A 26,152-nucleotide genomic window follows, 5' to 3' on the forward strand; every position below is an offset into this window, starting at 1 on the left:
CAAAGTCGTCAAACCATGGGCTGACGATAATCCGCCGCATAATGCCCGGTCAGCCCGTGTTCCAGCTGCCGTTCGATATCGGTCAGGAGCGACGAGGCGCCAAAGCGGAACAGATGGGGCTGCAGCCAATGGGTGCCCAGTTCCTCCTTCATCAGCGCCATGTATTTGAGCGCATCGCCGGCAGTCGCGATGCCGCCGGCAGGCTTGTAGCCGATCTCGATGCCCGTTTCCTCGGCGAACCAGCGGATCATGCGGATCATGGTCAGTGAGGTGACCAGATTGGCGTTGACCTTTTCCTTGCCGGTCGAGGTCTTGATGAAGTCGGCACCCGCCAGCATGCAGACCAGCGAGGCCTTGGCGATGTTGGTCTGGGTGGCCAACTCGCCGGTACCCAGGATGGTCTTGATATGGGCGTCGCCGCAGGCCTTGCGGAAGGCGCGGACCTGATCGTAGAGCGCCTGCCAGTCGCCGCGCAGGACCATGCCGCGCTCGATGACGATGTCGATCTCCTCGGCACCATCGGCAACCGAGAGCTCGATCTCGCGGATCTTGGTTTCCACCGGCGCGAGGCCATGCGGAAAGGCGGTGGAAACGGCGGCAACAGGGATGCCGGTGCCCTTGAGCGCCTTGACCGCCGTGTGGACAAAGCTGTGATAGACGCAGACCGCGCCCGGCAGGATGCGCAGGTCACCGACGTCTAGCCGGTCCAGAAGGTCCTGCCGCAGGGGATGACGCGCCTTGGCGCAGAGGCGTTCGACGCGCCCGTCGGTATCATCAGCGTTGAGCGTTGTCAGATCAATCAGCGTGATGGCTTTCAGCAGCCACGCCAGCTGATAGTCCTTTTTCACCGTGCGCCGCGCGCCGATGGTCGAGGCGCGGCGCTCGAGCGCCGAGCGGTTCATGCGGACGCGGCCGACCCAGTCGAGATCGAGCCGAAAGCCGGGATTACGCTTGTGGGGCGTTTCGGCGGGCGGGTTACTTGTAGGCGTCTTGTCGATAACGCGCAGGCTCATAGCTCCTCCACCAGCGCGGGAATGAGCTTCTTGAGCTTGTCCGCGCCCTGCACAGCCATGGTCTTGGTGTGCTCATGGCTGATGTTTTCGGTCGAAAGCCCAGCGCCCATATTGGTTATGGACGAGCAGGCCCAGACTTTCATGCCAAGGAAACGCCCGAGAATGACTTCGGGTGCCGTCGACATGCCCACGGCGTTGGCGCCGAGGCGGATGGCCATCTGGATCTCGGCCACCGTTTCGAAGCTCGGGCCGGAATACCAGAGGTAGATGCCCTCCCCGATGCGGATGTCGAGCCGCTCGGCCAGGGCCCGCGCCTTGGCGCGGAGGTCGGGGGCGTAGCAATCGACCATGTTGACGAAGCGCCGGTCGGTCGGCTCGCCGATCAGCGGGTTCATGCCGGCATAGTTGATGTGGTCCGAAAGCATCATCAGGTCGCCAGGGCGGAAGCGCTCGTCCAGCGATCCAGCCGAATTGGTAAGCAGCAGCGTCTGCGCGCCAAGGTCCGCCATTGCTTCCAATGCCGGCCGCATGGCTGCGGCATTGCCGTGCTCATAATAGTGTTCCCTGCCGGTGAGGACCGCGATGCGCTTGCCGCCCAGGTTGCCGATCAGGAGGTCGCGGCCATGCCCGGACACGCCGCCCCCGGGAAAACCCTTGAGCTCGGAATAGGGAATGGTGACCTTGTCGTGAATGAGATCGCCGATGGCCGACAGACCGGAGCCCAGAACAACCGCAGCGGCAATCGGCTCCTTGCCGGCGATCTTGTGAATGGTCTTGCTGGCCTTGGTCATCATAGGTGCCTTTATCTGCCCAGGAATTCGGGGCCGAAGCTATGCGGAAGCAGCTGTTCGAGCGTCTGCACGAGCGGCTCGCCGTCCACGCCGTGCGAGATCACCTCGACGTCGGGATCGGCGAATTCGCGGATTCGCTGGCGGCAGCCGCCACAGGGGGTGACCGGTGTGCTGCCCGGACCGGTCACATAGATCCGCCGAATGCGCTTGCCGCCACCGGCCAGCATGGCGGCAATGGCGCTGGGTTCGGCGCAATTGCCCACCGGATACGCGGCATTCTCCACATTGCAGCCGCTATAGATGTTGCCATCGTCAGCCAGGATCGCCGCCCCCACCTGGAAGTTGGAATAGGGTGCATAGGCCTTGGCGCGAACAGCTTCGGCGGCCTCGAAGAGCGCCTGGTCGGATGGCTTGATCATGTTACGTCCTCGTGCGCCAGCTAGCAGCTAGCGCTCCTTGGTATAGGGCACGCCGCCTGCCTTGGGTCCGACAGCCTTGCCGATAAAACCGGCCAGAAGAATGACCGTCAGCACATAGGGCAGCGCCTGGATGGCCTGAACAGGGATCTCCACCCCACCGAGTTCGGCGCCCTGAAGCCGGATCTGCAGCGCATCGAGGAAGCCGAACAGCAGGCAGGTGAACATGGCGGGTACGGGCTTCCACTTGGCAAAGATCAGGGCCGCCAGGGCGATATAGCCCTTGCCGGCCGTCATGTTGTTGCCAAAGCCGGAGCCCTGCGCGATGGAAAAGTAGGCGCCGGCAAGGCCGGCAAGCAGTCCGGTAATGATCACCGCCTGGTAGCGCAGCCGCACCACCGAAATACCCGCCGTGTCGACCGCCTTGGGATTCTCACCCACGGCCCGCATGCGAAGGCCAAAGCGCGTGCGGTAAAGCACATAGGCGGTGACCGCGACCATGATGAAGGCGATATAGACCAGCACATAGTGGCCCGAGATCAGGTCGGCATAGATGGGGCCGATGATCGGCACGCCCGCCAGTTCGCTGGCGAATGGCAGGGTGATGGGCTCAAAGCGTCCGCCGGGTCCGAGCGGCGGCGTACGCCCACCCTGCGAAAACCAGGTCTGCCCCAGAAAGGTGGTCAGCCCGGCCGCCAGCATGTTGATGGCAACGCCGGCAATCAACTGGTTGCCCTTGAGCGTGATGGCCGCAGCGCCCTGGAGCAGCGAGGTACCGAGCGAAACAGCCATGCCGGCCAGCAGGCCCAGCCAGGCCGAACCGGTAATGGCCGCCACCGCACCTGCCGCAAAAGCGGCGGCCAGCATCTTGCCCTCGAGCCCGATGTCGAACAGGCCAGCCCGCTCGGAATAGAGGCCAGCCAGGCAGGCGAGCAAGAGCGGGGTGGACAGGCGGATGGTGGCGTCAAGGATGGAGAGAATGGAAGCCAAATCCATGGATCAGCTCTCCCCCTTGGCAGTGGATACCGCAATGGCCTCGGTCTTGGCCTCGGGCGTCATCAGCATGAAGGCCCGTTCCAGCGATGGCCGGAACAGCCCTTCCATGGCGCCGGTGAAGAGGATCACTAGAGCCTGGATCACCACGATCATCTCGCGGGTAATACCCGGGATAACAAATTGCAGCTCCTGCCCGCCCTGGTAGAGCGCGCCAAACAGCAGCGCCGCCAGCGCAATGCCGATGGGATGGTTGCGGCCCATGAGCGCCACGGCGATGCCCACAAAGCCGGCGCCGGCCACGTAATCGAGCACCAGCCGGTTCTGCACGCCCATGACTTCGTTGATCGCCACCATGCCGGCGAGCGCGCCGGAGATGGTCATGGTGATCATGATCATCTTGGAATTGGAGATGCCGGCATAGCGCGAGGCAGTGGGGTTGGCGCCCAGCACGCGCATGGCATAGCCAAACTTGGTGTGCCAGACGAGGATATAGACCCCGACCAGCGCCAGCACCGCGATTACCAGGGACAGGTTGACCGGCGAATAGCCGAAGAAGCTCAGAAACTGCCGCAACTGCGGCACCCGGCCGGCTAGATCGATGGTTTCCGACTCCGGCGCCATGGTGGTGGCGGGCTTGAGCACCCGGTTGACCATGTAGACCATCAGCGCCGAAGCAATGAAGTTGAACATGATGGTGGTGATGACGACGTGCGAGCCGCGCTTGGCCTGCAGCCATCCCGGCACGAAGGCCCAGAAACCCCCTACGGCAGCCGCGGCGAGAATCGCCAGCGGCATGGCCAGGAGCCAGTGTGTCTGGTCCAGCGCCAGCGCCACCACAATGGCGCCAAGCCCGGCAACATAGGCCTGCCCGTCGCCACCGATGTTGAAGAGCCCGGCATGCGCGGCCACCGCCACGGCGAGGCCGGTGAAAATGAAGTTGGTGGCGTAATAGAGCGTATAGCCCAGCCCGTCGCCATAGCCGAAGGCACCATACAGGATGACCTGAATAGCATGGAACGGGTTCTGCCCCACCAGCAGCACAACGAGGCCCGAGACCAGGAAGGCTAGGAGGAGGTTGATGGCCGGCAGCAGGGCCACATCGGCCCAGCGCGGAATAGGTCTGCGGGCGCTCATGGGAGGGGTCCCTGTTCGGCAATGCCTAGCCCGCGTGGGGCGGCCTTGTTGTTGATGCCGGCCATCATAAGGCCCAGTTCGCCCTCCGTAGCGGTTGCAGGGTCGACTTCGCCCACGATGACGCCGTCGAACATCACCAAGATGCGGTCGGCGAGCGAGCGGATTTCATCGAGCTCGACTGAGACGAGGAGGATGGCCTTGCCCTCGTCGCGCATCTTGATGATCTCGTTATGGATGAACTCGATGGCGCCGATGTCGACACCGCGTGTCGGCTGGCCGATCACCAGCACGTCCGGGTCCTGCTCCATTTCACGGGCCAGCACGATCTTTTGCTGGTTGCCGCCGGAAAAGAGCGACGACTTGAGGTTTATGTTGGCCGGGCGCACGTCGAAAAGCTTCACATGTGCCTGCGCTGCCTTCTTGGCCGCGCCGATGTCAAGGAATGGGCCGGAGCCGTATTCGGGCTTGTCGTGGTAGCCCAGAATGGCGTTTTCCCATTCCTGGAACGTCGTGACGAGGCCCATGCGCTGGCGATCTTCGGGAACATGAGCCAGGCCGGCCAGTCGGGCGCGGGCAGCGCCATCGTCGCCCTCGAGCGACAGGGGCTTGCCATTGAGGATCACCGTGCCCGACTTCTGGTCACGCATGCCGGTGATCGATTCCAGCAATTCGGTTTGACCATTGCCGGACACGCCGGCAATGCCCACGATCTCGCCGGCGCGGATGGAAAAGCTCACATCCTTGACGCGGGTGACGCCCAGATCATCGGCAACGACGAGGTTCTGCACCTCTAGCAGGGTCTTGCCGGGCTTTGCCGGAGTCTTGTCGACCCGCAGGAGCACGCGGCGCCCCACCATGAGCTCCGCCAGTTGTTCGGGGCTGGTCTCGCTGGTCTTGACGGTCGCGACCATCTCGCCCTGCCGCATCACCGAGACATTGTCGGTGATGGCCATGATCTCGCGCAGCTTGTGGGTGATCAGGATCACCGTCTTGCCCTGTGCCCGCAGCGTTTCAAGTACGCGGAACAGGTCGTCGGCCTCCTTGGGCGTGAGGACGCCGGTCGGCTCGTCGAGGATCAGCGTTTCGGCGCCGCGATAGAGGGCCTTCAGGATCTCTACGCGCTGCTGCTGGCCGACGGAAATGTCTTCGATGGTCGCGTCGGGGTCGACTTCGAGGTCATACTCGTGCTCGAGCCGGTCGAGCTCCTTGCGGGCGCGGTTGAGGCTGGGCTTGATGAGGCCGGAGTCCTCGGCGCCGAGCACCACGTTTTCGAGGACGGTGAAATTGTCGACCAGCATGAAGTGCTGGTGCACCATGCCGATGCCCAGCGCCAGGGCCTGGCGGCTGTCGGCGATGGACACCTCGGCGCCGTTGACGCGGATGGTGCCGCTATCGGCAGTGTAAAAACCATAAAGGATGGACATGAGCGTAGACTTGCCGGCGCCGTTCTCCCCCACGATGCCGTGGATGGTGCCGCGCGCGACCTTGAGGTCGATGTCCTTGTTGGCGTGAACCGCGCCGAACCGCTTGTTGATCTTTTCAAGCTCGATCGCCCAGCCGCTGGCTTGGACGGATGCAGCGGCCGTTTCCGGCCGCTGCGGGTTCATGGTGCCGTCTTGGCTCATACAGGTCCTAGAGCGGGCAGTTCGAGTCGGTGGTGTAGTCGTGGACTTCGATCTCGCCGGCGATGATCTTGGCCTTGTAGTCTTCTACGGCCGCCGTCATCTCTTCGGTGATCAGCGACTGGTTGTTCTCGTCCACGGCATAGCCGACGCCGTCTTCGGCCAGGCCCAGCACGGTGATGCCCGGCTTGAAGGTCGCGTCGTCAGCGGCTTCGGTCAGGGCGTTCTGCACCGCCACGTCGACGCGCTTGACCATGGAGGTCAGCACCGAACCGGGCTGGAGGTAGTTCTGGTTGCTGTCGACGCCGATCGAGAACTTGCCGGCATCCTTGGCAGCCTGCAGCACGCCGAGGCCCGAGCCGCCAGCGGCGGCAAAGACCACGTCGGCGCCAGCATCGATGGCGGCCTTGGTGAGTTCGCCGGCCGTCACCGGGTCATTCCAGGCAGCCGGGGTGGTGCCGGTGTAGTTTTCGATCAGCTTGATGTCCGGGTTAACCGCCTTGGCGCCTTGGGCATAGCCGCAATAGAACTTGTGGATCAGCGGAACGTCCATGCCGCCGACGAAGCCGACCGAGCCGGTTTCGGACTTGAGGGCCGCCAGCGCGCCGACCAGGAACGAGCCGGTATGCTCGTCGAACAGGATCGACTGCACGTTGGGAGCTTCGACGACGGTGTCGAGCACGACGAAATTGGTGTCGGGGAATTCGGGAGCCACGGCACTCAGCGCAGCAGTCCAGGAGAAACCAGCCATGACGATGGGGTTGCTGCCCTGACCGGCGAAGCGGCGGAGGGCCTGCTCGCGCTGCGCGTCATTCTGCAGTTCCAGATCGACGAAGTTGCCGCCGGTCGCTTCCTTCCAGGCCTGGCCGCCGTTGTAGGCCGCTTCGTTGAACGATTTGTCGAACTTGCCGCCAAGGTCATAGATCAGTGCCGGATCGGCAAAGGCCGCGCCGGTAAGGATCGCGGAAAGCGCGACGCCGCCAGCCATGGCCTTGGTGAAGGTGGTGAGTTTCATTGCGTAGTCTCCCTGTCTCGCACATGAGGGCCGATCCTGGGTCCGGCGGTGCGTCTCCGTGCGCTCGGGCAGAATACAATCGTGCAAACGGGCCCGCTGCAAGAGGAAATCGAGCAGTTTTATCCGGATGGTCAAAATTTGGACGCGCTGCCCACAACTACCTGCAGTGCCGCACAATCCATGGGCGCCAAAGGCACAGAACGCAAGCGATCACTCGGGCGGCAGCGGCGTGACCTTGGCGCCCATCGCCTCGCCGAAGCGTTCGAAGAAGCCGTCGATGATGCGCTGCGCCGAATTGCCGATGATGGCCCGGCCGAGCTTCATGATCTGGCCGGAGGCGCCGCCATGGGCGGTAAAAACCAGGCGTGTATCGTCGCCCTGGTCGCCAAGGACGATATCGGCGGCCCCCTCCGCCATGCCCAGGAGCCCACCCTTGCCGCGGCCCGAAAGCGTATAGCGTTCCGCCTCGACAATGTCGGACAGCACCAGCTCGCCTCGGAAGGTGGGATGGACCACGCCGAGGTTCACCTTGATCTCGAGGTCCAGCGTCGATGCGCTCACCCATTCGATCTTGTGGCAACCTGGGATGGCAGCCTTGAGCACGCCTACGTCGTTGAGCGCCGTCCAAACGGCCTGCCGGGACGCCCCGATGATATAGCGGCCACCGAACTCCATTACCCCTCCGCCCCAATAAGGCCTTGATGCAGCACGAAAGATTTGCTCGCCATTGGGTGTGGTCCCGCTCTTCACGTGCGGCTTTTTCGCACCAATATGGTCTAAATAGTTGCGGTGGCGACCGGTTGCAATTGTAAGCGGCAGCGCGAGCAGCGATCTATAGCGCAGAGCCGCTGGCGGCGGGATGACAGGAGCAAAGAATGGCCAATGAAGTGACCACGGCAACTGAAACCAAGCTGGCCCCCGTCGCCATGACGGAAAAGCCGCTGCAGTACCTCGACAAGGCCGTCAATGCCATCCGCGACCTCGGCCTCTGGCCCGAGCAGCAGGGCGAGCAGCCGATCACCGGTCTCCTGATCCAGATCACCGAATTGGACGAAACCCGCGTCGTTCTCATCGGGCGCACACTGTCGCAGGCTTCAGCCTTCAACGAGGTGGTGCGCGAGCAGATCGCCGCGATGAAGATCGGTGAGCGCTATGAAGAGATCACCAAGGGCTTCGACTCTATCCGCGACGATGCCAAGGGCATGGTCGACCAGCTTGCCGACAACAAGATCGACCTCCTCGAACGCGCCAGCAATGTCTGGATGAAGGTCAGCCGCGGCGACATTGCCACGCGCTTCAACAATATCCGCGACACCTACCTTTCGGTGACCAAGGACACCAAGGACCAGATCGACCGCGAATATGTGATCCTCGAAGCGTATCGCGACTTCCGTGGCGCGCTGAAGCAGGCCGAAGTCATGGCCCTGGAAGTGCTGCAGACCGCCGAGCAGCGCCTGGCCGAGAAGAAGACCACTCTGGAAGCGGCTTCGACGGCGGTTTCGAACTATAGCGGCACCGTGCCGGCAGACCGGGCGCGGCTGGAACTGGATCGCGACGAGAAGCTACGCGAGATGCAGAACGAGGAAAAGCGTTACCAGATCGCCAAGGACCTCTCGGACAACCTCACCATCTCCTACAACACGTCCGAAGTGGTGATGGCGCGGCTGATGCAGACGACCAACGCCAAGGAGCGCGTCTACCAGCAGTCGATCTCGTTCTTTTCGACCAATGAGACGGTGCTGACTGCCCTCTCTGCGTCCTTCACCGGCATGTTCGGCCTCCATGAATCCACCGAAACACTGAACGCCATGAAGGAGGGCATGAGCAAATCGCTCGAAACGCTGTCCGAGATCGGCAATCGCGTCGGAGAGGAAGCTGTGCGCGCCGGCTATGGCCCGACGGTCAGGGCTGATGCGGTTAAGAAGCTCGTGGATTCGGTGATCAACTTCCAGGAAAAGAGCCGCACCATCATCAACGAAATGCGCGTGGCCTCGACCAAAAACTCCGCGGAAATCCGCGACGCGGTGGAAGACGGCAAGCGCCGCCTGGCCACTCTGGCGGCAGAGGGCAATGCCCTGCTGCTCGAAAAGCGGACCTGAGCAGGCGGAGCACTGGGTAACGCCGACAATGAGTGACGTGACAGCGAAAAGTGCTGCGCCCCTGGATGAACTCATGCTGGCCATGGACGTGGTCGACACGCTCCGGCACCGGCAGGACCTGGCGACGCGCGAACTGGCCGGCGTCACCCGCGAACAGCAGCTGATCGAGAAGCTGCGCGACATCTACCACCAGCAGGGCATCGAGGTGCCCGACCACATCCTGCGCGAAGGGGTGGCGGCACTCGCCGAGAGCCGCTTCGTCTATGATCCGCCCAAGCCCGGCTTCGGCACCAGCCTTGCCCGCCTCTATGTCAGCCGCAAGCGCTGGGGCAAGTCGGTGGCCGCCGCCCTGCTCGCCCTGCTTGCGCTGGGTGTCGGTTACTTTGGCGTCTGGCAGCCCTATCAGCGCGGACAGGCTGAGGAGGCGCGCCTCGAATTGAGCGAAGGCATACCCGCCCAGCTCGACGCGCTTTATCAGACCGTCTTTGAAGAAACCAAGGTACAGAAGGCCGTGACCGAAGCCGAGGCGTTGCGGACGCGTGGCAAGGCCTTGGCCGCTGAAGGCAATCGCGAAGGAGCCGAAGGGGCCGTGGCGGACCTGATGGCGCTGCGCGACCAGCTCCGCCAGGAATATACGCTGCGAGTGGTCAACCGCTCGGGCGTTCAATCCGGCTTCTGGACCATACCCGAGGTCAACACTGCTGCGACCAACTACTATATCGTGGTGGAAGCGCTCGACGCCGACGGCAACATGCTGAGCCTGCCCATCCTCAACGAGGAGAATGGCGAAACCGAAGTGGTTTCCCGTTGGGGCGTGCGCGTACCGGAAAATGTTTATGATATGCTGGTCGTCGACAAGCGCGACGACGGCATCATCCAGAACAATGAACTGGGCCGCAAATCCAGCGGCTTCCTCGATGTTGAATATAGCATGCCGGTTCTCGGCGGCGCCGTGACCCGGTGGTGAGGCCATGAGCATACGCGGACCCCAAGCCCTGGCGAGCCTCGACGAAGCCATGCGCGACATCCGTCGTGAAGAAGAGGATATTTCCAGGCGCCTTGCCCGTTCGGCTGAAAAGCTGGGAAAGATCCGCGAAAACGAGGCTGAACTGTTCCGCCAGCTCGCACAGCTCCGGCTCGACCCCTCGGTGCAGGGGGAACTGGACGGGCGGATATCGGGTGCGGAAAACCGCGCGCGCGAACTGTTCAGGTCCCATTCCAAGGAGCTGAGCGAGGCCGAGGCGAATATCGCATCGCTGGACAGCGCCCTGGTGGGACTGACGGCGGAACGTGCAGAAGCCCTCAAGGGGCTCGAAAGCGAGCAAGGCGCTCTTAAGGCGCTTGCTGCCAGGCTTGGCCCCTCCATCGCGCGCGAGCCGCAGTTTGCCGCCAAGCGCGCCGAGGCCAGCGAACTGGCCGACATCGCCGCGCAATCCATGCGCAAGACCGAGCAGGCAGAGGCCGACCGCGACCAGAAGGGCAAGCCTTACCGCGACGACCCGCTGTTTACCTATCTCTGGGAGGCAGGCTACGGCACGGCAAGCTATCGCGCCAACAACCTTGTCCGCTTCTTCGACGGCAAGGTCGCCGACCTGATTGGATTCTCCAAGGCGCGGCCGAACTTTGCCATGCTCAACGAGATTCCGCTGCGCCTGCGCGAACATGCGGAGCGTCAGGTGGAAATCGCCCGACAAGCAGAGCTTGAACTCGACCAGCTCGAAACGGCAGCCATCGACAACGCCGGCGGCAAGACGCTGCGCGAAGCGATTGTGGCAGCACAGGCCCGGATCGATGCGCTGGACGCGCAGATCGTTACGCTTGAAGACCAGCGCGATGATGCCGCCCAGGCCCTCGGGCAGCTCTCCCAAGGCGGCAATCCGGCCTTCGAAGGTGCCTTGAGCGAGCTGGCACAGGCACTCGGCCGCGAGGACATCCAGACACTCCTGACCGAGGCGCGCAAGACCCGTACCGGGCAGGACGACACGCTCGTGGCGCAGATCGACGAGGCACGGAACCGCGCCAAGGAAGAAGAAGGGGAAACCCGCGAACTCAACGAGCGGCTGAAGACCCTCGCGGCGCGCCGCCGCGAACTCGAAGACATCCAGTGGGAGTTCAAGAAGCAGCGCTTCGACGATCCCCGCTCCACTTTTCGCGACGACAAGCTCGTGGGCGACGTGCTCAACGACTTCCTGCGCGGCGGCATCTCCGCGGCATCCTATTGGGATCAGTGGCGGCGCTCGCAGAACTGGAGCGCCGGCACCTCCGACTGGGGCGGCGGGGTGGGCCTGCCCAACAATGGCCGGCAGCGCTCCGGCTCTCCCTGGTCAGGTGGTGGTGGATCGACGTTCAACTGGCCAGATTCCAGCTTTGGCGGTGGCTCGGGTTCGCGCTCGCGCGGCAGTTCGGGGGGCTTTGGCGGTGGCTGGGGTGGTGGATCGGGAGGCGGCTTCTCGCGCCCGCGCACCGGCTCCACCGGCACCCGCAAGCATGGCGGCTTCAAGACCGGCGGCGGCTTCTGACGCCAATTGCCTAGTTGGCCGTGGGCTGCGCCATCAGCTCCCAGACATTGCCCTCGCTGTCCTCGAAATAGGCCGAGTAGCCCCATTCGGATTGCGTGCCGTCGGTGATCACGGCGCCACCGGCGATGACCACCCGGCGGAGAATGTCGTCCACCTCTTCAGGGCTCGATGCCTGGTGGCTGAGCACAAAGCCCGGCGTTCCGGCAACTGCTTCTTCCTTGCCGGCGGTATGCGCAATCTGCGCCCGGGGAAACAGGACAAAGGAGAAGTTGTTGGGAAAGAAGAAGGCCACATGGTCCTCTCCTGCCCCGATCTGCTCGTCGCCGAGGTCGAACAGCGCCCGGTAAAAGGCGAAGGCGCGCTCCAGGTCATCGACACCGATGGTGATGATGGAGATCAATGGCTTCATGGCAGACACTCCTTGCGATCGGGCGACCCTAGAGCATTCGCCCGACCAGTCAAACCGGCGCAGCCCTAGCCATAATAGACGCTGATCAGCTGGCCGCCGATTTCATGCACCTTGATGTCCATCTCGTAGATATCGGAGAGCACTTCTGGCCGGATCATGGCGCTGGCGGCGCCCTGGGCAGCCACCTTGCCATGCTTCATGGCGACGATGTGGTCCGAATACCAGGAGGCGAAGTTGATGTCGTGGAGGACGAGGACAATGGTCTTGCCCAGCTCGTTGGCCGCCTGCCGCATCAGCTTCATCATGCCCATGGCATGCTTCATGTCGAGGTTGTTGAGCGGCTCGTCGAGCAGCACATAGTCGGTGTCCTGCGCCAGAACCATGGCCACGAAGGCCCGCTGGCGCTGCCCGCCCGATAGTTCGTCGAGAAAGCGGCCTTCGAGCGCATCGAGATCGAGGAAGCTGATGGCGCGGTCGATATGGACCTTGTCCTCTGCGGTCAGCCGACCCTTGGAATGCGGATAGCGGCCAAAGGAAACCAGGTCGCGCACGGTCAGCCGGGCCGTCATGTGGTTGTCCTGCCGCAGGATGGACAGCCGGCGCGCCAGGACGTCCGAAGGAGTTTTGCTGACGTCGAGACCAGCAACCGTAATGGTGCCCTTGTCCATCGCCATGAGGCGGCTGACCATGGAAAGCAGCGTCGACTTACCGGCGCCATTGGGGCCGATGATGGAGGTGATCCCCCCTTTTGCCAGTTCAAGCGATACGCCGTCCACAACGCAGCTTTCGCCGTAGTTCTTGGACACATTGGCCGCAACGATCATCGGGCCGATCTCCTCAGCACGAGTGCGATAAAAACGATGCCGCCCAGAAACTCGATGATGATCGAGAGGGCCGTATCGAAGGCGAAAACCCGCTCCAACAGCGTTTGACCGCCCACCAGGGCGACGATCCCGAGAAGGACCGATGCGGGCAAGATGAAGCGATGGAGGGAGTTGCCGACGAGCGTATGGGCCAGGGTGACTACGAGAAGACCAAAGAAGGTCACCGGCCCCACAAGCGCAGTCGACACCGAAACCAGCACTGCCACCAGAACCAGGATCATGCCGACGGTACGCTTGTAGTCGACACCCAGGTTGATGGCATGGGGACGGCCCAGCGTCAGCACATCGTAGACATGGAGCATGCGCCAGCCGATGGCGCTGACCGCGGCAACGATCACCGTCGAAATGCCGAGAAGGCTTGGATCGGCGGTCGAGAAGCTGGCAAACAGCGTGTCCTGCAACACGTTGAAGGCGCCGGGATCCATCATGCGCTGCATGAATTGGGAGAAGGAGCGGAACAGGATGCCGAAGATGATCCCGACCAGCACCAGCAGGTGCAGGCTCCGCTCCTCGCCCAGAAACAGCCAGCGGAACAAAAGAGCGGAGAAGCCCACCATGGCAACCAGTTCGATTAGGAACTGTATTTGCGTATCGATCGAGACCAGGGCGCCGACGCCCAGGAAGAAGACCACGGAGGTCTTGAGCAGCACGTAGAGCGCATCGAAGCCCATGATCGAGGGCGTGAGGATGCGGTTGTTGGTAACGGTCTGGAACAGCACGGTCGAGACAGCCACGGCATAGGCCACCAGCAGCAGCGACAGCAGCTTCTTGCCGCGGAAGGTCAGGACAAAGGTCCAGCTCCCCTTGGCACCCAGGGTCATGAACAGGACGATCGACAGCAGTGCCAAGACCGAAAGAGCGATCAACACCAGGGCCGGGCGGCTCAGCGCGTGGCCAGCCGGACGAACAGTGGCTTCCGTCATCTCGCGCCTCGGGGCGTGCGCAAGAGCAGGTAAAGAAACAGCATGCTCCCCACCACGCCCATCACCACCGAGATCGGGATCTCGTAGGGAAAGCGGATAAGACGTCCGACAATGTCGCAGGCCAGCACCATGCCCGCGCCGCCGACGGCAACCCAGGGCACGGTGCGGCGCATGTTGTCGCCAATCAGCATGGAGACCAGGTTTGGCACGATCAGGCCCAGAAAGGGAATGGAGCCGACCGACACCAGCACCACGGCGCTGACAACCGAAACAATGACCAGGCCCAGCCACATGACGTGCTGGTAGTTGAGGCCAAGATTGGTGGTGAAATCCTTGCCCATGCCGGCCACGGTGAAGCGATCGGCCGCAAGATAGGCGAGGAGGCACCCCGCAAGGCCGAACCAGAGCAGTTCATAGCGGCCGCGGATCACGCCTGAAAAATCGCCCATGTTCCAGGCCAGCAGCGTGCCCATCATGTTGGTGCGATAGGCAATGAAGGCGGAGACCGCACCGACGATGCCGCCCAGCATGATGCCCACCAGCGGCACGAGGAGCACATCGCGCAGCGGAACGGCGCGCAGCACGCGGAGGAACAGGGCCGTTCCCCCAAGCGCGAACAGGGCCGAAACAGCCATCTTGCCCATCAGCGGCCAGCCCGGCGCCAGCAGCGTCACCACGAGAAAGCCGAGGGCAGCCGATTCGCTGGTGCCCGTCGTGCCCGGTTCGACGAAGCGGTTGCGCACCACCATCTGCATGACAAGGCCGGCGATAGCCATGGAAGCGCCCGACAGCAGAAGGGCAACGGTGCGCGGAATTCGGCTGATCAGGAGAACCTCCCCGGCGCGGCCACCCAGCTCACCCGACAGCAAAGACGCCAGCGACACATCGCTGACGCCGACGAAAAGGCTAATGACCGCCAGGGCGACGGTGATGGCAAGTCCAGCGAGAAGGGCGGGCAAGAATCCGGTCCGGAAGAAAAAGGACCCGGCGGCGGCGGCCGCCGGATCTCCGATTGAGCAGTTTACTTGTTGAGGCCTTCAAGCACCTGGTCGAGCAGCAGCATCACGCCTTGGTAGCCATGCATGGTGATGTAGGCAGCCTGGGGATCGACGTAGACGACGTGACCTTCCTTAGCCGCGGTGGTCTGGTTGAAGAGCTCATTGTCGAGCAGTGCGGCAGCAGCGCCTTCGTTGCCGACGCCGGCGTCACGATCCACCACGAAGACCCAGTCGGGGTTGGTTTCGAGCAGGAACTCAAAGGTCACGGAATCACCACCGTGGTCACCATCGGCAACGCTTTCCAGTGCGGAGGGCATCCCGATCTCGTTGTAGATCCAGGAAACGCGGGAATCGGGACCATAGACGCCGAGCTTGCCGGCATTGGTGACGATGGCTAGGGCGTTGCCCTTGCCCTCAGCCGCCGCTGACACTTCGGCCACCTTGGCATCGAGCGAGGCGATCAGCTCGTTGGCCTTGTCCTCGACGCCGAAGATCTGGCCATACTTGGTTAGGTTGGTCTTGATGCCTTCGATGATGGCGCCGTTGTCGATCGACATGTCGATCGTGGGGACCAGGTCCTTGGCAGTTTCATAAGCGGTACGCGAACGCGCAGCAACGATATAGAGGTCGGCCTCGCTGGCAGCGATGGCTTCGAAATCCGGCTCCTGCAGCGAACCGATGGTCGCGGTGTCAGCCGAAACGGCATCGGCGAGGTAGCCAGGAGCATTGGAACCAGGAACGCCAGCCACCTCGATCCCGAGGGCGGTGAGGTTGTCGAAGGCAGCCCAATCCTGCACCAAGACCTTTTCCGGCTTGCCCGGGAGGGTGGTTTCACCCTGGGCATGGGTGACAACGATTTCCTGGGCGGAAACCAGGCCGGTCATGGCCATGGAGCCGGCGACAAGCGCGGCAAGAAGGGCGGGAGTACGTGTGTGCTGCACGGAAGACTTCCAATCCGGGTCTGTGAACGGGCACGCTGCCAAACATGACAACGTCGCTCCGGTAACTAGCCGCGCCCCTCGCCCGAGTCAAAAGCTAAGATGACGCACCAGATCATATTAAGATGCCCGGTCTGAACCTATTCCGGACCGGGCACTGGCATCAGGATTTGGCCAGCAGGTTGCGCAGCTTGCCCAGGGCGGTGGCGCGATCTTCGCGATAGGCGATGGTGCCCTGGAACTCTCCCTGCTTGTCGAGCAGGAAGACCGAGGCCGTATGGTCCATCGTGTAGTCCCCGTCCTCGAGTGGCACCTTGGCGGCATAGACTGCCCAGGCCTTGGTCGCCTTTTCGATCTCGGCCGCTTCGCCGGTCACGCCGGTGACCTTGCCGGTCCAGGCGACGTAGTCGGACAGGACTCCAGCAGTATCGCGCTCAGGGTCGACCGTCACGAAATAGGCGGCGAGGTCGTCCGCCTCCTCGCCCAGTTCCTCGTACCAGGAGGCGATCTCCGCCAAGGAGGTGGGGCACACTTCCGGGCAGTGGGTAAACCCGAAGAACAGGACGGAAGGCTTGCCGTTGAGGCTCTCGCGATTGAAGGGCTCACCCGAGACTGTCGTGAGCTGGTAGTCGCCATGGCCGAGCCCCTGCGCCTGCGCAGGGCGCGAGAGGGCGGTGTAGCCATAGAGCCCGATTGCAGCTACGACAACGAGACCGACAATAGCCCAGAGGCCGGTGCGAAGGCGTGAGAAAGCGGCCATCAGTGCACGTGCTCCACGGCTTCCGCCCCATCGGCTGCCGAACCCAGGACCGGCAGTTCGAGCTCGACGGTTCCAGCCTTCTCGAAAGTCAGCGTGATCGAAACCGTCTCGCCTTCCACCAGCGGCTGGTTGATACCCATGAACATGAGGTGAAAGCCACCCGGCGCCAGTGCCACGGTTTCGCCAGCGGGGATCTCAAGCCCGTCGGGGAGCTTGCGCATCTTCATGACATCGCCTTGCAGCGCCATCTCGTGAATCTGGGTGTCCTTGGCGATGGTGGAGGTGGCGGAAACGAGACGGTCGGCTTCGGTTCCGGTGTTCTCGATGGTGAAGAAGCCACCGCCCACCGGCGCATTGGGTAGCGTTGCCCGCGTGAAGGGCTTGGAGATGTTGATGGGACCGAGGTGAACGACACCGTTATGGGCAAAGGCAGGCGTGGCAAGCAAGATGGCAGCCGCAAAGGCGGCGCGAAGCAGACGGATCATGGTTGTTTTCCGGATGAGGACTTGGGTCTGGTGGCCAGGGGCCGAAATGTCAGACCGAAGCCGGCGGCGCCCGGGGCCCACCGGGCGGAGCCGTAGCCGCAGGCAGCACCGTCAGTGGCGCTGGCGGCAATGCGTGAGCAAGAGCAACACGCTCAAGACCTGCCGGCAAAGCCACAAGGCTGGGCAGCAGAAGATCGTTCTTGCCGATGCCCGCCGCCGGGCATTTTGCGATGCCAGTCTCGGCGTCGTCCTGGCCAGCGGGGGAACACAGGACCCAGCCCGTGGTGGATGTGGTGTATCCGAGCTCCTCGAATACCAGCTGGCTGGCGCGTGCCTGGTGCAGCGGCGCCAGAAGCGTCAGCAGATAGATGGCCAGTACGGCAAATGCCGTACCGATCTCCCTGCCGATGTTGCGCGTGCCCTGCATGCCCACAGTCATAGAAGGTCCCGCACGCGCGTGGAAGAGCGCAAGTGTCGCAAGCGCTCAGATGCTAGGCAGATAGGTATCGCTGCAGAGCGCAATGAAGCTCTTCATGGCTGCGGAAAGTGGCGAGGTCCTGCGCCGCGCAACCAACAACTGCCGGAGCGCCCAGGGCTCGGCCAGCGGCGCACAGACAAGGTCGGTGCCGGCAAGGAGATGAAGGCTTGTCGAGCGCAAGAAGCCGATGCCGAAACCGGCCTCCACCATGCGGACCAAAGCAGGGAAGCTTTCGACACGAAGGTTCTCCTGCAATGGCTTGCCGGCCTTTGCCGCCGCCTCGCTCAGCAGCCTGTTCAGCGAACCCACCTGGTGAATGCCAACGATCGGGTGGTCGATGACGTCGGCGAAACTGATGTCTCTGCGCGGCTCGATCTGTTGCGCCAGCGGATGGTCGGGTGGCGCGAGGACCCAGACGCGGTCGTCCTCGAAGGGTTTGATCTCGAAGCGCGCGAAATCGTAGTTGTCCGAGATGATGGCGATGTCGGCCCGGCCCTCGTCCAGGGCCAGCAGCGCCTTGGCCGCGCCCATCTCCTGGATGTCGATGCTGATGCCCTTGTGCTTGGCGGCATAACGCGCCAGCAGTTCCGGCAAGCGCCCGGTCAGGGCAGAACTCGTGCAGGCCAGGCGCAGGCTGCCGCGCAAACCGCTACCGAAATCGGTCATCACCACGTCAAGGTCGGCAATCGCCCGCAGGACCAGGCGGCACCCATCGGCATAAGCTTTTCCAGCACTGGTCAGCTTGACCCCGTGAGCCGAGCGGTCGAACAGCACCACGCCCAGCCGGCTTTCGAGATCGGACACACGGCGGCTGACGGCGGAGGAGGCAATGCCCTCGCGCTCCGCGGCGCGGCCAATCGAGCCGGTCTCGGCCAAAAGCAGGATCAAGCGCGCCGTAACGCTGTCAAAAGGTGCCATGTCGTCTCCGAGGGGCACCATACTCATCAGCGCCAGATCAGCAAGGAAATGCCGCGCAGGAGGTAGAAAATCCCGATCCCGGTCACAACCCAGCGCGTCCACCGGCGGAAATCGGCATCGGTGAGGCGCTGCAGGATCCAGTGGCCGGCGCTGGTGCCGGCAATGGCGAAGGGCGCGGCAAGGGCGATGGCCGCCCACTCGAATGGCGTGAGGGTGGTCGCGGCGCCCCAGTAGAAGACCACCTTGGACGCATGGGAGATCACCTGCGTCGCCGCCTTGGTCGCGATCACCGTACGCCGGTCCATGCTGGTGCGGATAAAGAAGATGTCCACGGTCGGCCCGGACACGCCGACAGCAAGGTTGAGGCCGCCGCCGAGCAGCCCGCACACAAAGGCATGATGCGGCTTGCTGGCATCGAGCGCCAGCCAGTCCTTGGGGATCCAGACAAGGATTGGCATCACGCCGATGGCAAGGCAGACGACGACGAGGTCGGGCGAGTAGCGGACAAGATAGAGGATCACGCCTGCGGCCAGGAGCCCCAGGCAGATGAAGCCGAGAATGCGCCAGTCGATGAAAGCGCGGGAAAAGAACGCCCGCGAACCATTGGCGATGATCTGGATGGCGCCCTGCACGGCGATGGCGGTGCTCACCGGCAGGATCAGGAGCAGAACGCCCAGGAGCACCAGTCCCCCGGCCATGCCAAAGACACCGGAGAGGGTCGAGGTCAGGAAGACCGCGAGGAGAAGGGCGGCGACAACAGGCAGGTTCATCGGGCAATCCTTGGGCTTACCCTGGCTTCATGCGCCCGGTGCGGAACGGGCGCTAGCCTCCATGCGGCAAGAGGGGGTGCCGGGCAACTTCACCTCTCTCCCGGCGGGAAAGGTAAGAGCCCCCACCCTCCCCTTAGTAGGGGGAGGAGCAGATCGGGGATGGAGCACCGTCCCGCCATACCCACCGCATGGACTCCTCCCCTCCAGGGGAGGTTGGGTGGGGGTGGTCCAGGTTACGTGCTCGCCGCCCGCGCATTGACTTGCGCCACCAGCTCATCGGGGATGTCGTCGAAGCTGGCATAGTTCATGTTGTAGAGCTTGGCGTAGAGCCCGCCCTTTTCCATCAGCTGGTTATGGTTGCCGGTCTCGATCAGTTCGCCATTCTGCAGCACGATGATACGGTCGGCGCCGCGGATGGTGGCAAGCCGATGGGCGATGACCATGCCTGTGCGGCCCTGGAGCAGCGTCTGCAAGGCCTTCTGGATTTGCCGCTCCGTATAGGAGTCTATGTTGGCCGTTGCTTCGTCCAGCACGAGGATCTTGGCGTCGGCCACCAGCGCCCGCGCAAAGCTCAGCAACTGCCGCTGCCCCAGCGAGAGGTTGGAGCCGCGCTGCTCGAGTACCGAGTCATAGCCCTGCGGCAGCTTGCTGATGAACTCATGCGCACCCACCGCCTTGGCCGCCGCGATCACGTCCTCGATCGTTGCGCTCGCCTGGTTGTAGCGGATGTTGTCGAAGACCGAGCCAGTGAACAGGAATGGCTCCTGCAAGACCATGGCCACCTGCTCCCCCAGCGATTCCTGAGTCACGTCGCGCACGTCGTGGCCGCCCACCAGCACCGCCCCAGAATCCACTTCGTAGAACCGGTGCACCAGCGACATGGCCGATGTCTTGCCCGAACCAGTGGGCCCCACCAGCGCGACCGTCTCGCCGGGCTTGACGGTAAAGCTCACATTCCTGAGCACCGGCCGGTCGGGACTATATCCGAAGACCACGTTACGGAACTCGACCGAGCCGTCCATGTCCCGCGTCAGGGGCATGGCGCCCGGCTTGTCGTTGATCGAGGATGGCACATCGAGCACTTCGGTGATGCGCCGGCCCGAGGTCATGGCCCGCTGCATGATGGAATACTGCATGGTCAGCGAACGGATTGGATCGAAGAAGCGCTGGATATAGAACAGGAAGGCGACAATCACGCCCACTTCCAGCCCTCCATTCAGCACCAGGGAACCGCCCACGACGATGACGATGGCCATGGCGATGCCGGTGAGTGTATCGACGATCGGGACCATCACCTGGGCGAAGCGCGAGCCGGTGAGCTGGGTCTGGAGGTTGTTGTAGGCCTTGTCATCGTAGAGATCGAGGTTGACGGCCTGCCGGTCCAGGTTCTGCACCGTCCGCACGCCATTGATGCCCTCGGCCATGGCACCGGCCGTGATGGAATTGGTCTCGTGCGCTGCCCAGAAGGCGCGTTTGGCCGGCGGCAGCCAGAAGATGCGCACGACGAACAGCACCGGCATGGTGCTCAGCGTCAGCAGGCCGAGGCGGAAGTCGAGCGACAGCAGCACCACCACGATGCCGGCAAGCAGCACCATGTCGCCTACCGAGATCACCGATGTTTCGAGGAATTCCTGCATGGAATTGACGTCGCCCTGCAGCCGGCTCATCAGGCGGCCGACTTCGGTCTTGTCCATGAAGCTCAGCGACACCCGCTGCAGTTGCGCAAACATGGCGCGGCGCATGTCGAACAAGACGTTTTCCGCTACCTGCCCCACTTGCGATTCCTGGATCCAGGACGCGGCATAGTTGATGACCACCACGGCGGCAAAACTCGCCACGGCCCAGAGGAGGTTCGTGGTATTGCCGCCCTTGGTCATGCCGCTGTCGATGGCGTGGCCGATGATCAGCGGAATGGCAAGCTGGGTTGCCGTGAACACCAGCACGGCTGCCACGGACAGGTAGATCTTGTGGCGATAGGGCCGCACGAAGGCCCAGATCCGGCGCACGGTGCGCGGATCGTAAGCCTTGCCGAAGATTTCCTCCTCGATGCGATGGGAGCCGACGCTGGCGCGTGGCGGACGCTGGCCTGGGAAAGCGGCGGTCTCGCGATCGTCCTCTTCGATGGCGCTCATTGAGCCGCACTCCCGATGTCGATGTCCTCGGCCGGACGGGTCTGAAGGTCATAAAGGGCCCGGTAGCGCCCGCCTGCTGCCAGTAGCTGCGCATGAGAGCCGCGCTCGACGATCTTGCCATTTTCCAGGAACAGGATCGTATCGGCATGAAGCAGCGAACTCAGCCTATGGCTGATCACCAGGGTCACGCGGTCGCTGGCATAGGTGCGGATGGCGCTGCGGATGCGGTGTTCGGTTCCGGCATCGATCGCGGCTGTGGAATCGTCAAACACCATGACTGCTGGTCGCAGCAGGAGGCTGCGCGCGATGGACAGGCGCTGGCGCTGGCCACCCGAGAGCGAAACGCCGCGTTCGCCCACCACGGTGCCATATTGCGACGGCAGGCCCATGATGTAGTTGTGCAGCTGCGCGCTTTCGGCAGCCCGCTCGATCTTGGTCTCCTTGGACCACGGATCGCCATAGGCGATGTTGTTCTCGATCGTGGTGGTGAAGAGAAACGAATCCTGCTGCACCACGGCAACCGCCCGCCGGAGCGAAGTCAGCGACACTTCGCTCACATCCTGCCCGTCGATGGTGATGCGGCCCCCGCTCACGTTATAGAAGCGCGGAATGAGATGCGCGAGCGTGGACTTGCCGCTGCCCGGCGCGCCGACAATGCCGATCGTCTGCCCCGCGCGCGCCTCGAAGGAAATGCCATCAAGGGTCGGGTGGGTCGCGCCAGGATAGGTGAAGCTCACATCTTCGAACCGGAGCGTCCCTTCGGACACCTTGAGATCGGGCGCTTCCGGCTCATCCTTGATGGTCAGCGGCTCATCGAGAAAGGCGTAGAAGCGCTCGCCGCAGGTCGAGGCCCTGGCATAGGAATTGACCATCAGCCCAAGCTGGCGCACCGGCATTTGCAGAATGGTCATGAAGGTCAGAAAGCTCGCAAGCGTGCCGACGCTCATCTCGCCGGCGATGACCTTGTTCCCGCCAAACCAGAGCACCAGCCCCATGGCGGCAAAAAAGGAAAAGGTCATGGCCGAGGTGTTGCGCACCCGGACAAGGACGCGTTGGTGGGACAGCTCGAGCGCTTCCCGGCTGGCGGCATCGAACTTGGCCAGCTCGTATTTCTGTCCCGAAAAGGCGCGGACAACGCGAATGCCGCCGAGGTTCTCCTCCATGACGCGCGTGAGGGCGGAGAGCTTTTTCTGCAGCACCAGCCAGGTGCTGCGCAGCGTCAGCTGTGCCACCGAGGAGCGCCAGGCGACAAAGGGCACGAAGCTCAGCGCCAGGCAGCCGAGCAGGACATCGGTGGTCAGCAGCATATAGGCACCGACGCCGATCAGGACGGCCAGAAGAATGGTGCGCACCATGCCGGTGGAAAAGAACATGCGCAGCCCGTCAAGATCGAGCAGGCCCACGGTGATCAGGTCTCCCGTATGCACTCTGTCATGGTAGGAATAGGAGAGGCCCTGCACCTTGTCATAGAAGGCGAGGCGCAGTTCGTAGCCGACGTGATGGCCGACCGATTCCGAAAAGTAGTTCTGGAGCAGGGTGAAGAAGCCACGCGCCACCGACACCCCCAGAAGCAGCAAGGCGCTCCACATCAGGGCCTGCTCGGCGCCCTCGGCTCCTGCGGACAGCACGCCCTGCGCCTGATCCACCGCCCGCCCCAGGAGGCGCGGGATCAGCAGTTGCAGCACCGCCGCCACAACAGTGGCGCCAATGGCAATCGAAGCCTGCCAGGGGTGCCGGAGGGAATAAAGCGCAATGCGCAGCAGCGGACTTTGTCCCTTGCCAGCATGGGCGGCGGCAATGTGGGCGTGAGCATCGCCGCGTGAACGGACGCGGCCAGCCTTGTGGGTGGTCAAGGAAGGATCCAGACTTCAATAATAGCTATGGACCGAGCCGCAGGACGGCAGAAGGCGCCGTGACTCGGAAGAACTCGCCCCGCTAATCAACGCCCGTTCGAGCTACCATTCAAGAGCCAATTGCGCTCAAATCATCATAAGCAACGTTCCAAAGCGTCGTTGCGTTAGGCTGGCGGGGCAAGCTCGGGATAGATCACCGCCGAACATTGCCGGTTCTGCGCATCCAGGAGCGCCTGTTCCTCCGCCGTCACCATGCCCGTAGTGATGGCATTCCAGAGATCGTTTTCCTCCACCCCTTCGAGACCGCACTGGCAATAGGTGGTGCACAGCGCCGCCGATGTGCCGCCCGCCTCGCAGGTGGATTGGCAGGAGCGCAGGAAATCGGTGTCGCGCATTGCCACCTGCGGCTGCAGCACCGCCGCGGCCGGATAGATCAGGCCCAAGAGCAGCGGCTGGTGGAGGAGGTAGATCAGAAGGCTCCAGCGGCCGAGGAAGGCCAGGCCGCGCGGCAGGCGCCCCGTCGGCTGGATCGAGGCCAGTCTCGCCGACCATCGGGAACGCAGCACCAGCCGCGCCACGACGATGCCGCTCAGCACGGCGGCAAAGGTGGGAAAAACCGGAACAAGGTCATTGGTGGGCGGCGGGTTCTGCCAGAAGCCGATCCAGGACCAGAGGCGCTGGTCGAACAGCGCGTCGGAGAAAAACAGCGGCAGCGCGATCAACGCAACCGCAAGAGTTACCGTCACCCAGAGCGGCGCACCAACAAAGAACAGCCCCGCGAGGCTGAACAGCGCAATGGCGTGCAGGACCCCGAAATATACAAAACTGTCGGGAAAGGCGAACCACGTAGCCACCGTGATCGCCAGTGCCCCGGCAACCACAAAGATCCAGCGCCGCCAGAAGGCGCGCCAGCGGATGCCGCTGCCGTGACCCAGAACCAGGCCAACGCCCACCAGGAACATGAAGGACCACAGGATGGTGCGGGCAAACATCGCCCAGGCCGGATCATAACCGACATCGGCTGCAATGAAGCGGAAATAGCTCAGGTCCCAGCAGAAGTGGTAGATCACCATGGCGATGATCGCCACGCCGCGCGCGATGTCGACGACGGCAAAGCGCGGGCGTTTCTGGTTCACCCTGCCACCTTCGCCACTACCGCGAGGAAATCCTCGCCATAGCGATCGAGCTTGGCCTGCCCCACGCCCGGCAGGTTCAGCATGTCATGCGGGTGGCGCGGCACGGCCAGTGCCATGGCCCTGAGCGTTGCATCGTGGAAGATCACATAGGGCGGCACGCCCTGAGCCTTGGCGATGCGGGTGCGCTCCTCGCGCAGCGCCTCGAACAGCGGCAGAGCATGGGGCGGAATGCTGGCGGCACGCTCAAGCGAGCGCCGTACTTCCACCGATTTCTTGGGCCGGTCCTTGCGCAGGGTCACCGTGCGTTCGCGCTTGAACACAGCATGGGCGCCTTCGCTCAAGGTCAAAGCGCCATGGTTGGCATGGTCGACCACGATCAGCCCCGATGCCGTCAGCTGCCGGATCACCGATTGCCAGGCCTTGCCGTCGAGATCGGCGCCCTGGCCAAAAACCTTCTGGTGCTGGTGGCCGAAACGGGTGACCTTTTCGGTCTCCTTGCCCAGAAGCACATCGATCACATGCGCCGCGCCGAACCGCATGCCGGTGCGATAGATCGCAGCCAGCGCCTTGATCGCCGCCTCGGTTCCGTCCCAGGACTCGACCGGAGAACGGCAGGTGTCGCAGTTGCCGCAATTGCCCTCATGCTCCTCGCCGAAATGGCGGAGGATCGCCTTGCGGCGGCATTCGGCGGTCTCGCACACGCCAAGAAGCGCGTTGAGCTTGCCGTGTTCGAGCCGCTTGACCTCGTCGGGCGCATTGCCCTCGTCGATCATGCGGCGGCGCTGCACCACGTCAGCCATGCCATAGCTCATCCAGGCGTCAGAGGGTTGGCCGTCACGGCCGGCGCGGCCGGTCTCCTGATAATAGGCTTCGATCGAGGCCGGCAGGTCCAGGTGGGCGACATAGCGCACGTCGGGCTTGTCGATACCCATGCCGAAGGCAACGGTCGCCACCATGCAGATATTGTCTTCCTTGAGGAAGGCATCCTGGTTGCGGCTGCGCGTCTCGGGCGGCAGGCCGGCATGGTAGGGCAGCGCCGGAATGCCCTTGGCGGACAGCCAGTCGGCCGTGTCCTCAACCTTGGCGCGCGAGAGGCAATAGACGATGCCCGAGCTGCCCTTGTGCGCTGCAAGGAAAGCCAGCAGCTGGTCGCGCGGTTTGTCGCGCTCGACGATGGAATAGGAAATGTTGGGCCGGTCAAAGCTCGTGGTGAAGACCCGTGCCTGCTCCAGCCCCAGCCGCTCGATGATATCCTCGCGCGTGGTGGGATCGGCGGTCGCCGTCAGCGCAATGCGCGGCACGCCGGGGAAGAGCTCGACCAGGTGGATGAGCTCCCGGTATTCGGGCCGGAAGTCATGCCCCCATTGCGATACGCAATGCGCCTCGTCGATGGCAAAGAGCGCGATGTCGATGCCCGAGAGCATATTGGCGAAGCTGGGCGTCGCCACCCGTTCCGGCGCCACATAAAGCAGGTCGAGCTGCCCGTTGCGCAGCTTGCGGCGCACCTCGGCGGATTCTTCGGCGGAGAGCGAGGAGTTGAGCGCCGCCGCCTCCACGCCCGCCTGTTTCAGCGCCTCGACCTGGTCGCGCATCAGCGCGATCAGTGGCGAGATGATGATTCCCACGCCGGGCCGGCAGATGGCCGGGATTTGGTAGCACATGCTCTTGCCGGCGCCGGTCGGAAACAGCACCACGGCATCGCCTCCGCCTACCAGATGATCGACCACTTCGGCCTGCTGGCCGCGAAAGCTCTTGTGGCCGAATACATCGCGCAGCACGGCAAGCGGGTCGCGTGGCATGGCCATCGCGCCGCTGGTGAAGAGGTCCCATGCCGATTCAAGCGTGCTCACGAGAGCCGTTGAA

General features: G+C 63.4%; 25 protein-coding genes. 3 read left to right on the forward strand and 22 right to left on the reverse strand.

All coding sequences use genetic code 11. The annotated features are described in order from the left end of the window. Window positions 1-8 precede the first annotated feature (8 nt). The 8 genes from deoC to VIL88_RS07250 all read right to left on the reverse strand — a co-directional run bounded on the left by deoC (window position 9) and on the right by VIL88_RS07250 (window position 7,662). On the reverse strand, window positions 9-1,013 hold the full coding sequence (deoC, locus tag VIL88_RS07215; protein ID WP_331987319.1) for a deoxyribose-phosphate aldolase: 1,005 nt from the start codon (window positions 1,011-1,013) through the stop codon (window positions 9-11). Beyond that, on the reverse strand, window positions 1,010-1,804 hold the full coding sequence (locus tag VIL88_RS07220; RefSeq protein ID WP_331987320.1) for a purine-nucleoside phosphorylase: 795 nt from the start codon (window positions 1,802-1,804) through the stop codon (window positions 1,010-1,012). The genes deoC and VIL88_RS07220 overlap by 4 nt, the downstream gene beginning before the upstream one ends. 11 nt (window positions 1,805-1,815) lie before the next feature. Then, the gene (locus VIL88_RS07225; protein WP_331987322.1) at window positions 1,816-2,223 is read right to left on the reverse strand and encodes a cytidine deaminase; all 408 of its coding nucleotides are present in this window, start codon (window positions 2,221-2,223) and stop codon (window positions 1,816-1,818) included. A gap of 27 nt (window positions 2,224-2,250) precedes the next feature. After that, window positions 2,251-3,216 carry an ABC transporter permease gene (locus VIL88_RS07230; protein WP_331987323.1) on the reverse strand — a complete coding sequence of 322 codons (966 nt, stop codon included), beginning with the start codon at window positions 3,214-3,216 and terminating at the stop codon, window positions 2,251-2,253. 3 nt (window positions 3,217-3,219) lie between these two features. Further along, window positions 3,220-4,350 (reverse strand): ABC transporter permease, encoded by a 1,131-nt coding sequence (locus tag VIL88_RS07235; RefSeq protein ID WP_331987325.1) that lies wholly within the window; start codon window positions 4,348-4,350, stop codon window positions 3,220-3,222. Continuing rightward, a complete protein-coding gene (locus tag VIL88_RS07240) occupies window positions 4,347-5,957 on the reverse strand; it encodes an ABC transporter ATP-binding protein (protein WP_331987514.1) in 1,611 nt (536 codons plus the stop codon). The genes VIL88_RS07235 and VIL88_RS07240 overlap by 4 nt, the downstream gene beginning before the upstream one ends. A 25-nt stretch (window positions 5,958-5,982) precedes the next feature. Beyond that, entirely contained in the window at window positions 5,983-6,987 is a 1,005-nt protein-coding gene (locus tag VIL88_RS07245) for a BMP family lipoprotein (RefSeq protein WP_414650112.1), read from the reverse strand. Between the two features lie 210 nt (window positions 6,988-7,197). Continuing rightward, entirely contained in the window at window positions 7,198-7,662 is a 465-nt protein-coding gene (locus tag VIL88_RS07250) for a carbon monoxide dehydrogenase subunit G (RefSeq protein ID WP_331987327.1), read from the reverse strand. A gap of 200 nt (window positions 7,663-7,862) precedes the next feature. Here VIL88_RS07250 and VIL88_RS07255 point away from each other — a divergent pair, with 200 nt between their 5' ends. From VIL88_RS07255 to VIL88_RS07265, 3 genes are read left to right on the forward strand one after another with little or no spacing between them, the layout of a single operon-like run. Further along, complete coding sequence (locus VIL88_RS07255; protein ID WP_331987328.1) at window positions 7,863-9,086, forward strand: cell surface protein; 1,224 nt, start codon at window positions 7,863-7,865, stop codon at window positions 9,084-9,086. Between the two features lie 28 nt (window positions 9,087-9,114). Further along, window positions 9,115-10,053 carry a DUF6384 family protein gene (locus VIL88_RS07260; RefSeq protein WP_331987330.1) on the forward strand — a complete coding sequence of 313 codons (939 nt, stop codon included), beginning with the start codon at window positions 9,115-9,117 and terminating at the stop codon, window positions 10,051-10,053. 4 nt (window positions 10,054-10,057) lie between these two features. Further along, window positions 10,058-11,605, forward strand: coding sequence for a hypothetical protein (locus VIL88_RS07265; RefSeq protein WP_331987331.1), 1,548 nt, complete (start codon window positions 10,058-10,060; stop codon window positions 11,603-11,605). Window positions 11,606-11,615: 10 nt separating this feature from the next. On the opposite strand, the gene VIL88_RS07270 is transcribed toward VIL88_RS07265, so the two are convergent. The 14 genes from VIL88_RS07270 to recQ all read right to left on the reverse strand — a co-directional run bounded on the left by VIL88_RS07270 (window position 11,616) and on the right by recQ (window position 26,094). Continuing rightward, complete coding sequence (locus VIL88_RS07270) at window positions 11,616-12,014, reverse strand: VOC family protein (RefSeq protein WP_331987332.1); 399 nt, start codon at window positions 12,012-12,014, stop codon at window positions 11,616-11,618. Between the two features lie 65 nt (window positions 12,015-12,079). Then, window positions 12,080-12,838, reverse strand: coding sequence for an ABC transporter ATP-binding protein (locus tag VIL88_RS07275; RefSeq protein ID WP_331987334.1), 759 nt, complete (start codon window positions 12,836-12,838; stop codon window positions 12,080-12,082). Beyond that, entirely contained in the window at window positions 12,835-13,821 is a 987-nt protein-coding gene (locus tag VIL88_RS07280; RefSeq protein ID WP_331987335.1) for an iron chelate uptake ABC transporter family permease subunit, read from the reverse strand. Before VIL88_RS07280 ends, VIL88_RS07275 begins: the two co-directional genes overlap by 4 nt. After that, a complete protein-coding gene (locus VIL88_RS07285) occupies window positions 13,818-14,780 on the reverse strand; it encodes an ABC transporter permease (protein ID WP_331987336.1) in 963 nt (320 codons plus the stop codon). Before VIL88_RS07285 ends, VIL88_RS07280 begins: the two co-directional genes overlap by 4 nt. A gap of 62 nt (window positions 14,781-14,842) precedes the next feature. Beyond that, window positions 14,843-15,760 (reverse strand): siderophore ABC transporter substrate-binding protein, encoded by a 918-nt coding sequence (locus VIL88_RS07290; RefSeq protein WP_331987338.1) that lies wholly within the window; start codon window positions 15,758-15,760, stop codon window positions 14,843-14,845. A 160-nt stretch (window positions 15,761-15,920) separates the two neighbouring features. Beyond that, window positions 15,921-16,517: an SCO family protein gene (locus VIL88_RS07295; protein WP_331987339.1), complete on the reverse strand. Its 597-nt coding sequence runs from the start codon at window positions 16,515-16,517 to the stop codon at window positions 15,921-15,923. Further along, window positions 16,517-17,002, reverse strand: coding sequence for a copper chaperone PCu(A)C (locus tag VIL88_RS07300; RefSeq protein ID WP_331987341.1), 486 nt, complete (start codon window positions 17,000-17,002; stop codon window positions 16,517-16,519). The genes VIL88_RS07295 and VIL88_RS07300 overlap by 1 nt, the downstream gene beginning before the upstream one ends. 49 nt (window positions 17,003-17,051) lie before the next feature. Then, window positions 17,052-17,441 (reverse strand): hypothetical protein, encoded by a 390-nt coding sequence (locus VIL88_RS07305; RefSeq protein WP_331987342.1) that lies wholly within the window; start codon window positions 17,439-17,441, stop codon window positions 17,052-17,054. Window positions 17,442-17,486: 45 nt separating this feature from the next. Continuing rightward, entirely contained in the window at window positions 17,487-18,398 is a 912-nt protein-coding gene (locus tag VIL88_RS07310) for a LysR family transcriptional regulator (protein WP_331987343.1), read from the reverse strand. 26 nt (window positions 18,399-18,424) lie between these two features. Further along, the gene (locus VIL88_RS07315; protein ID WP_331987345.1) at window positions 18,425-19,168 is read right to left on the reverse strand and encodes a TSUP family transporter; all 744 of its coding nucleotides are present in this window, start codon (window positions 19,166-19,168) and stop codon (window positions 18,425-18,427) included. A 233-nt stretch (window positions 19,169-19,401) separates the two neighbouring features. Next, entirely contained in the window at window positions 19,402-21,300 is a 1,899-nt protein-coding gene (locus VIL88_RS07320; protein ID WP_331987346.1) for an ABC transporter ATP-binding protein, read from the reverse strand. Further along, window positions 21,297-23,153, reverse strand: coding sequence for an ABC transporter ATP-binding protein (locus VIL88_RS07325; protein ID WP_331987348.1), 1,857 nt, complete (start codon window positions 23,151-23,153; stop codon window positions 21,297-21,299). Before VIL88_RS07325 ends, VIL88_RS07320 begins: the two co-directional genes overlap by 4 nt. 164 nt (window positions 23,154-23,317) lie before the next feature. Further along, window positions 23,318-24,289: a heparan-alpha-glucosaminide N-acetyltransferase gene (locus VIL88_RS07330; protein WP_331987349.1), complete on the reverse strand. Its 972-nt coding sequence runs from the start codon at window positions 24,287-24,289 to the stop codon at window positions 23,318-23,320. Further along, the gene (gene recQ, locus VIL88_RS07335; protein WP_331987517.1) at window positions 24,286-26,094 is read right to left on the reverse strand and encodes a DNA helicase RecQ; all 1,809 of its coding nucleotides are present in this window, start codon (window positions 26,092-26,094) and stop codon (window positions 24,286-24,288) included. The genes VIL88_RS07330 and recQ overlap by 4 nt, the downstream gene beginning before the upstream one ends. Between the last annotated feature and the right edge of the window lie 58 nt (window positions 26,095-26,152).

This window comes from Devosia sp. (assembly GCF_036563435.1).
In the GTDB taxonomy this organism is placed as follows: Bacteria; Pseudomonadota; Alphaproteobacteria; order Rhizobiales; family Devosiaceae; genus Devosia.